The organism is Sutterella megalosphaeroides (genome assembly GCF_003609995.1).
GTDB classification, from domain to species: domain Bacteria; phylum Pseudomonadota; class Gammaproteobacteria; order Burkholderiales; family Burkholderiaceae_F; genus Sutterella; species Sutterella megalosphaeroides.
In genome coordinates, this window is record NZ_AP018786.1 from 368,513 (window position 1) to 375,000 (window position 6,488).

The 6,488-nt window shown below is 56.2% G+C and carries 1 protein-coding gene and 2 rRNA genes (1 of these 3 cut by a window edge); 2 read left to right on the top strand and 1 reads right to left on the bottom strand.

Annotation, left to right across the window (positions count from 1 at the left end; all coding sequences use genetic code 11):
• Window positions 1-16 precede the first annotated feature (16 nt).
• A complete protein-coding gene (locus S6FBBBH3_RS01825; protein ID WP_120176166.1) occupies window positions 17-1,795 on the bottom strand; it encodes a M61 family metallopeptidase in 1,779 nt (592 codons plus the stop codon).
• 442 nt (window positions 1,796-2,237) lie between these two features.
• Here S6FBBBH3_RS01825 and S6FBBBH3_RS01830 point away from each other — a divergent pair.
• Both S6FBBBH3_RS01830 and S6FBBBH3_RS01835 read left to right on the top strand, forming a co-directional pair.
• A 16S ribosomal RNA gene (locus tag S6FBBBH3_RS01830) occupies window positions 2,238-3,772 on the top strand.
• A gap of 290 nt (window positions 3,773-4,062) precedes the next feature.
• Window positions 4,063-6,488, top strand: a 23S ribosomal RNA gene (locus S6FBBBH3_RS01835); it runs 455 nt beyond the window's last position.
• The 16S and 23S rRNA genes sit together here, the layout of an rRNA operon.

The following is a 6,488-nucleotide window of genomic DNA, read 5'->3' on the forward strand; positions in this document are numbered from 1 at the left end:
CCGACCGAACCCGAAGTCAGGATTCGGCGTGCAGGTCTGCGAGTTCGAAGGGAAGGAGCGCCTGCCAGGCGGTGTCCGTTCGAGTGAGGTCGAGGACGCCCTCAAAGATCCGGTTCTCCCGGAACCAGTGAAGGACGACCTTGCGCCCCGTTGCGCGTTCGAACTGGCGGTCGATTTCGTCCGGACGGCAGCGCAGCCCGTCGACGGCGAGAAGTTCGTCCCCCGGGAAGAGCCCCGCGGCGCGCGAGGGACTCCCAAGAGCGCTCCACGTCACCGTGCTGCGTCCGTCCGCTTCCTTTTTGAGGCCGAGCCCCGCCAGCCGCAGCGCGGCGGGCGCCGACGGGTCGGCTCGGCGCTTCAAGCCCCGGCGCGCGAGCGCCGCATCGAGCCGCTCGCCCCAGAGGGCGCGGTCGCCCTCCTCACGGGTGAGGCTCGCGATGAAGGCCGTCAAGTCGATCCCGGAGGCGCCCCGAACGACTTCCGCGAAGCCCCCCGGCGCAAGGCCCCGGTAGGTGCCGTTCGCAAGGCTCGCGCGGTCCCTCGCCCACCAGGCCGCAAGCACCGTGTCGAGCGAAGCGCGCCCGCAGGTGCGGGTGCGCAGTTCCTCGTCGAGAAGGAGCGCCGCAAAGGCGCCCTTCGCGTAGTAGCTCACCGTGCTGTAGAGCGAATCGGCCGTGGGGCGGTAGAGCTTCACCCAGGCGAGGCGACTCGAACGCTCGAGCGACATCGCGTCGAACCCCTCCCGACCCCAGGCCGCGTTGAGGCGGGTGACGAGCGCTTTGCGGGTTTCCTCCGCCGTACGCAGGCCCGCAAGTTCCAGAAGGCGGCTCTCGTAATAGGAGGTGATCCCTTCGAAAATCCACAGGTCGTCCGTATAGACGGGACGCGTGAGGTCGGCCTCGACGATGACGGTCGGGCGCAGCCTGCGAACGAGCCAGGCGTGGAAGTATTCGTGGGCAACGAGGGAGAGAAATTCCGAATAGGCCTTCGGGGGCTCGGTTTCGCCTTCGGCGGGAAGCGCGTAGAGGTCTTCGAGCAGCACGCACCCGTCGGCGTGCTCCAGACCGCCGTAACTCTTCGGCGAGAGGTGCAGGTGAACGACGTAGCGGGAGAAAGGCGCCTTTTCTTCGTTCGGGTCCCAGAAGCGGATCACGGTTTCGAAGATCGTTCGCAAGTCCTTCGCGATGCGCTTCGTGTTGAGGGACGCGGTCCCCGTGACGACGATCTCGTGTTCGACGCCGCAGGCGTCGACGAGAAAGCGCACGGCTTCGGAGCGCTTCAAGGGAAGAAGCGTCATGGGGGCGTCGAGGAGCGCTTCGCGCGAGGGGGCGCCGAACGCACGATCGGGGCGGCGCGCAAGCGTCGTGCAGACGGACCACTCGTCGGGGAAGCTCACCCGAGCCCAGTCGTCGTTCGGGGACTCGGCCGCTCCGTCGAGCGGCATGATGAAGAGCGCGCTCGGATTGATGAAGCCGCGCTTTTCGTCGATGTAGGCGTCGTGGATGCCGAGGCTGTCGGCAAAGACGTCGTAGGCGAGCGTGATGCGGTTCCCCGGCTCGATGCCCGCCAACGAGACGCGCCAGCGATCGGCTTCGTACCAGTCGACGACGAGCGGCGCCCCTTCGCACGAGGCGGTGACGTTGCGCACCCGCCCCGAGTAGGCGCGTTCGACGTAGCTGCCGAAGGTCCACGAGGGAAGGTAGAGCGTGAGGGTTTCGGCCTTCGGCGCGTCGAGCGCGAGCTCGACGCGGAAGAGACGGGCTTCGGGGAGGGGACGGATGACGTAATCGAGCATGTCGTGAGTGGGCGGGGCCCGGAACAAAAATGCAATGGAAAAAGGATACGCCGCACGGGGCTCAAAAAAGTTCTTGACAACGCAAAAAATCTGCGTATAATTTACTTCCTCTCGCGAACGACGACGCTTCGAGCGGCGGACTTTGAGAGGGAAGCAAGAACGAGAACGAAAAAACTTCGAAAAATTTTCAAAATCGCTCTTGACAAAACGAAATCGACTCTGTATGATTTCAACTCTGTGCTTCACGAAGCGCAGTGCTCTTTAAAAATTAGATTCAACGAACCGATAAGTGTGAACATCGGAAAGCGAGAGGTCGTTTAACGACAACGTGTCCTCACGGGCACGGCTCAAAAATTTTACGAAGTTCGCACTTGTCTGATAGAAAGACGAAGGTTAATTCCTTCCTCTTTCAATTCCGGCGAGAGAGCGAAAAACAGAGATTGAACTGAAGAGTTTGATCCTGGCTCAGATTGAACGCTGGCGGCATGCTTTACACATGCAAGTCGAACGGCAGCACGGGGAGCTTGCTCCCGGGTGGCGAGTGGCGCACGGGTGAGTAATACATCGGAACGTGTCCTCTTGTGGGGGATAACAACCCGAAAGGGTTGCTAATACCGCATGAGACCTGAGGGTGAAAGCGGGGGATCGCAAGACCTCGCGCAAGGGGAGCGGCCGATGCCCGATTAGCTGGTTGGTGAGGTAAAGGCTCACCAAGGCGACGATCGGTAGCTGGTCTGAGAGGACGACCAGCCACACTGGGACTGAGACACGGCCCAGACTCCTACGGGAGGCAGCAGTGGGGAATTTTGGACAATGGGGGAAACCCTGATCCAGCCATGCCGCGTGCAGGATGAAGGTCTTCGGATTGTAAACTGCTTTTGTCAGGGACGAAAAGGTTTCGGTTAATACCCGGAACTGCTGACGGTACCTGAAGAATAAGCACCGGCTAACTACGTGCCAGCAGCCGCGGTAATACGTAGGGTGCAAGCGTTAATCGGAATTACTGGGCGTAAAGCGTGCGCAGGCGGTTCCGTAAGATAGATGTGAAATCCCCGGGCTTAACCTGGGAATTGCATTTATGACTGCGGGACTGGAGTTTATCAGAGGGGGGTGGAATTCCAAGTGTAGCAGTGAAATGCGTAGATATTTGGAAGAACACCAATGGCGAAGGCAGCCCCCTGGGATACGACTGACGCTCATGCACGAAAGCGTGGGGAGCAAACAGGATTAGATACCCTGGTAGTCCACGCCCTAAACGATGTCTACTGGTTGTTGGGGATTCATTTCCTTGGTAACGAAGCTAACGCGTGAAGTAGACCGCCTGGGGAGTACGGTCGCAAGATTAAAACTCAAAGGAATTGACGGGGACCCGCACAAGCGGTGGATGATGTGGATTAATTCGATGCAACGCGAAAAACCTTACCTAGCCTTGACATGCCAGGAATCCCGAAGAGATTTGGGAGTGCCCGCAAGGGAATCTGGACACAGGTGCTGCATGGCTGTCGTCAGCTCGTGTCGTGAGATGTTGGGTTAAGTCCCGCAACGAGCGCAACCCTTGTCACTAGTTGCTACGAAAGGGCACTCTAGTGAGACTGCCGGTGACAAACCGGAGGAAGGTGGGGATGACGTCAAGTCCTCATGGCCCTTATGGCTAGGGCCTCACACGTCATACAATGGTCGGAACAGAGGGCAGCGAAGCCGCGAGGCGGAGCAAATCCCAGAAAACCGATCGTAGTCCGGATTGCAGTCTGCAACTCGACTGCATGAAGTCGGAATCGCTAGTAATCGCGGATCAGCATGCCGCGGTGAATACGTTCCCGGGTCTTGTACACACCGCCCGTCACACCATGGGAGTGGGGTTCACCAGAAGACGTTTGTTTAACCGCAAGGAGGACGGCGTCCACGGTGGGCTTCATGACTGGGGTGAAGTCGTAACAAGGTAGCCGTACCGGAAGGTGCGGCTGGATCACCTCCTTTAAAGAGAGCAAGTCCGAACGGCCTGCCGCTCTTCACGGTGTTCACACTTATCCGTGTCGTTGAAATGATTTTCGAAGACAGGAATGTTCTTTAAAAATTTGGAAAAGAAATGAAGCGTTCAACTGAATGCGCCGGCTCTTGATGAGAGGGTCGGAGATGCAGCAGTTGAGGGTTGTGATTGCATTCATTTGATTTCATGAAGTTCTCAAGAACCGACATAAATCAGAGAAACAGCGAAACACGTTACAGGTTGCTTGTAGCTTTGAAGGCAAAAGGCTTCAGAGTTATAGGATCAAGTGACTAAGTGTATGTGGTGGATGCCTTGGCGATCACAGGCGATGAAGGACGTGACAGCCTGCGAAAAGCTGTGGGGAGCTGGCAAATAAGCTTTGATCCACAGGTCTCCGAATGAGGAAACTCACCTGTTTTACAGGTATTCATAACTGAATACATAGGTTATGAAGGCGAACGCGGTGAACTGAAACATCTAAGTAACCGCAGGAAAAGAAATCAACCGAGATTCCGAAAGTAGCGGCGAGCGAAATCGGAGAAGCCCTGTGTTTGATAATGACTTCGATACCGGAACGATCTGGAAAGTTCGGCTATAGAGGGTGACAGCCCCGTACGGGAAATCGCAGTCATGGTACTAAGAACACGACAAGTAAGGCGGGACACGTGACATCCTGTCTGAAGACGGGGGGACCATCCTCCAAGGCTAAATACTCGTGATCGACCGATAGTGAACCAGTACTGTGAAGGAAAGGTAAAAAGAACCCCGGGAGGGGAGTGAAATAGATCCTGAAACCGCATACATACAAACAGTAGGAGCCTCGTAAGGGGTGACTGCGTACCTTTTGCATAATGGGTCAGCGACTTACGTTCAATGGCAAGCTTAACCGTATAGGGGAGGCGCAGCGAAAGCGAGTTCGAACAGAGCGATTCAGTCGTTGGGCGTAGACCCGAAACCAGATGATCTATCCATGGCCAGGTTGAAGGTGTGGTAACACACACTGGAGGACCGAACCGACTAGTGTTGCAAAATTAGCGGATGAGCTGTGGATAGGGGTGAAAGGCTAAACAAATCTGGAGATAGCTGGTTCTCCCCGAAAACTATTGAGGTAGTGCCTCGTGTATGACTCCAGGGGGTAGAGCACTGTTATGGCTAGGGGGACATGGCGTCTTACCAAACCATGGCAAACTCCGAATACTTGGAAGTTTGAGCACGGGAGACAGAGCACCGGGTGCTAACGTCCGGACTCAAAAGGGAAACAACCCAGACCGCCGGCTAAGGTCCCTAATATTGACTAAGTGGAAAACGAAGTGGGAAGGCTAAGACAGTCAGGAAGTTGGCTTAGAAGCAGCCATCCTTCAAAGAAAGCGTAATAGCTCACTGATCGAGTCTTCCTGCGCGGAAGATGTAACGGGGCTAAGTCAATAACCGAAGCCGCGGATGCACAGCAATGTGCGTGGTAGGGGAGCGTTCCGTAAGCCTGCGAAGGTGACTTGCAAAGGTTGCTGGAGGTATCGGAAGTGCGAATGCTGACATGAGTAACGTTAAAGCGGGTGAAAAGCCCGCTCGCCGTAAGCCCAAGGTTTCCTGCTCTACGTTCATCGGAGCAGGGTGAGTCGGCCCCTAAGGCGAGGCTGAGAAGCGTAGCTGATGGGAACAAGGTTAATATTCCTTGACCGCCGCCAAGTGCGAAGGGGGGACGGAGTATTGAAGATCATCCGGGTGTTGGAAGTCCCGGTTTCCGAGCGTAGGAAGTCGACAGGCAAATCCGTCGACGAATTTCCGAGGCGAAGGATCGAGGTTCTACGGAACCGAAGTGATTGGATGTGCTTCCAGGAAAAGCCTCTAAGCTCCAGCTTGGCGGGACCGTACCGCAAACCGACACTGGTGGGCGAGCTGAATATGCTCAGGCGCTTGAGAGAACTCAGGAGAAGGAACTCGGCAAATTGACACCGTAACTTCGGGATAAGGTGTGCCTTGGTAGCGTGAAGGGAGAAACACCCGGAGCGTGAAGAGGTCTCAGAGAATCGGTGGCTGCGACTGTTTACTAAAAACACAGCACTCTGCAAAGACGAAAGTCGACGTATAGGGTGTGATGCCTGCCCGGTGCTGGAAGATTAATTGATGGGGTGCAAGCTCCTGATCGAAGTCCCAGTAAACGGCGGCCGTAACTATAACGGTCCTAAGGTAGCGAAATTCCTTGTCGGGCAAGTTCCGACCTGCACGAATGGCATAACGATGGCCACACTGTCTCCTCCTGAGACTCAGTGAAGTTGAAGTGTTTGTGATGATGCAATCTCCCCGCGGCTAGACGGAAAGACCCCATGAACCTTTACTGTAGCTTTGCATTGGACTTTGAACCGATCTGTGTAGGATAGGCGGGAGACTGTGAAGCGAGGACGCCAGTTCTCGCGGAGTCGTCCTTGAAATACCGCCCTGATTTGTTTGAGGTTCTAACCTAGGTCAGTCATCCTGATCGGGGACCGTGCATGGTAGGCAGTTTGACTGGGGCGGTCTCCTCCTAAAGGGTAACGGAGGAGTGCGAAGGTACGCTAGGTACGGTCGGAAATCGTGCTGATAGTGCAATGGCAAAAGCGTGCTTGACTGCGAGACCGACAAGTCGAGCAGATACGAAAGTAGGTCATAGTGATCCGGTGGCTCTGTATGGAAGGGTCATCGCTCAACGGATAAAAGGTACTCTGGCGA